Raw genomic sequence first — 2,891 nt, forward strand, 5'->3', positions numbered from 1 at the left:
GAAACTGGATCAGGCCAAACCGTATGCGTGTGATACCCGGCAGGGGTTGCGCATGCGGGGTTGTGGGATCTCTTTTTCACGGTCTGCCGGCTGTGAGACGAGTCAGAAACCGTTGATGTAGGCGAAGGACATGCGAAAGGTCCGGCGTAGAGGGTAAGACCCCCGTAGCTGAAACATTAACGGCTCGTTTAAGAGACACCCAAGTAGCACGGGGCCCGAGAAATCCCGTGTGAATCTGGCGGGACCACCCGTTAAGCCTAAATATTCCCTGGTGACCGATAGCGGATAGTACCGTGAGGGAATGGTGAAAAGTACCGCGGGAGCGGAGTGAAATAGTACCTGAAACCGTGTGCCTACAAGCCGTGGGAGCGTCGCTGTATGTGCTTGCACATGCAGTCGTGACTGCGTGCCTTTTGAAGAATGAGCCTGCGAGTTTGCGGTGTGTTGCGAGGTTAACCCGTGTGGGGAAGCCGTAGCGAAAGCGAGTCCGAATAGGGCGATTTAGTAGCGCGCTCAAGACCCGAAGCGGAGTGATCTAGCCATGGGCAGGTTGAAGCGGAGGTAAGACTTCGTGGAGGACCGAACCCACCAGGGTTGAAAACCTGGGGGATGACCTGTGGTTAGGGGTGAAAGGCCAATCAAACTCCGTGATAGCTGGTTCTCCCCGAAATGCATTTAGGTGCAGCGTCGTGTGTTTCTTGCCGGAGGTAGAGCACTGGATAGGCGATGGGCCCTACCGGGTTACTGACCTTAGCCAAACTCCGAATGCCGGTAAGTGAGAGCACGGCAGTGAGACTGTGGGGGATAAGCTCCATGGTCGAGAGGGAAACAGCCCAGAGCATCGACTAAGGCCCCTAAGCGTACGCTAAGTGGGAAAGGATGTGGAGTCGCAGAGACAACCAGGAGGTTGGCTTAGAAGCAGCCACCCTTGAAAGAGTGCGTAATAGCTCACTGGTCAAGTGATTCCGCGCCGACAATGTAGCGGGGCTCAAGCGTACCGCCGAAGTCGTGTCATTCACACATATAGGGCCAACGCCCGTGTGGATGGGTAGGGGAGCGTCGTGTGCCGGGTGAAGCAGCCGCGGAAGCGAGTTGTGGACGGTTCACGAGTGAGAATGCAGGCATGAGTAGCGATACACACGTGAGAAACGTGTGCGCCGATTGACTAAGGGTTCCTGGGTCAAGCTGATCTGCCCAGGGTAAGTCGGGACCTAAGGCGAGGCCGACAGGCGTAGTCGATGGACAACCGGTTGATATTCCGGTACCCGCTTTGAAACGCCCAATACTGAATCAGGCGATGCTAAGTCCGTGAAGCCGGCCCGATCTCTTCGGAGTTGAGGGTAGTGGTGGAGCCGATGAACCAGACTTGTATTAGGTAAGCGATGGGGTGACGCAGGAAGGTAGTCCAGCCCGGGCGGTGGTAGTCCCGGGGTAAGGGTGTAGGCCGTGTGGTAGGTAAATCCGTCACACATTAAGGCTGAGACCTGATGCCGAGCCGATTGTGGTGAAGTGGATGATCCTATGCTGTCGAGAAAAGCCTCTAGCGAGTTTCATGGCGGCCCGTACCCTAAACCGACTCAGGTGGTCAGGTAGAGAATACCGAGGCGTTCGGGTGAACTATGGTTAAGGAACTCGGCAAAATGCCCCCGTAACTTCGGGAGAAGGGGGGCCATCACTGGTGATCCGATTTACTCGGTGAGCTGGGGGTGGCCGCAGAGACCAGCGAGAAGCGACTGTTTACTAAAAACACAGGTCCGTGCGAAGCCGTAAGGCGATGTATACGGACTGACGCCTGCCCGGTGCTGGAACGTTAAGGGGACCGGTTAGCTGACTTTCGGGTCGGCGAAGCTGAGAACTTAAGCGCCAGTAAACGGCGGTGGTAACTATAACCATCCTAAGGTAGCGAAATTCCTTGTCGGGTAAGTTCCGACCTGCACGAATGGCGTAACGACTTCTCGACTGTCTCAACCATAGGCCCGGTGAAATTGCACTACGAGTAAAGATGCTCGTTTCGCGCAGCAGGACGGAAAGACCCCGGGACCTTTACTATAGTTTGATATTGGTGTTCGGTTCGGCTTGTGTAGGATAGGTGGGAGACTTTGAAGCGGCCACGCCAGTGGTTGTGGAGTCGTCGTTGAAATACCACTCTGGTCGTGCTGGATGTCTAACCTGGGTCCGTGATCCGGATCAGGGACAGTGTCTGATGGGTAGTTTAACTGGGGCGGTTGCCTCCTAAAGAGTAACGGAGGCGCCCAAAGGTTCCCTCAGCCTGGTTGGCAATCAGGTGTTGAGTGTAAGTGCACAAGGGAGCTTGACTGTGAGACCGACGGGTCGAGCAGGGACGAAAGTCGGGACTAGTGATCCGGCAGTGGCTTGTGGAAGCGCTGTCGCTCAACGGATAAAAGGTACCCCGGGGATAACAGGCTGATCTTCCCCAAGAGTCCATATCGACGGGATGGTTTGGCACCTCGATGTCGGCTCGTCGCATCCTGGGGCTGGAGTCGGTCCCAAGGGTTGGGCTGTTCGCCCATTAAAGCGGTACGCGAGCTGGGTTTAGAACGTCGTGAGACAGTTCGGTCCCTATCCGCTGTGCGCGTAGGAATATTGAGAAGGGCTGTCCCTAGTACGAGAGGACCGGGACGGACGAACCTCTGGTGTGCCAGTTGTCCTGCCAAGGGCATGGCTGGTTGGCTACGTTCGGAAAGGATAACCGCTGAAAGCATCTAAGCGGGAAGCCTGCTTCGAGATGAGTATTCCCACCCTCTTGAGGGGTTAAGGCTCCCAGTAGACGACTGGGTTGATAGGCCAGATGTGGAAGCCCGGTAACGGGTGGAGCTGACTGGTACTAATAGGCCGAGGGCTTGTCCTCAGTTGCTCGCGTCCACTGTGTT

General features: G+C 56.0%; 1 rRNA gene (running past one end of the window). It reads left to right on the plus strand.

Annotation, left to right across the window (positions count from 1 at the left end):
- Positions 1 to 2,869: ribosomal RNA gene (locus tag ACIO3R_RS39475) — 23S ribosomal RNA — on the plus strand; it begins 179 nt to the left of the window's first position.
- The last annotated feature ends 22 nt before the right edge of the window (positions 2,870 to 2,891 follow it).

Source organism: Streptomyces sp. NPDC087428, assembly GCF_044744085.1.
In the GTDB taxonomy this organism is placed as follows: domain Bacteria; phylum Actinomycetota; class Actinomycetes; order Streptomycetales; family Streptomycetaceae; genus Streptomyces.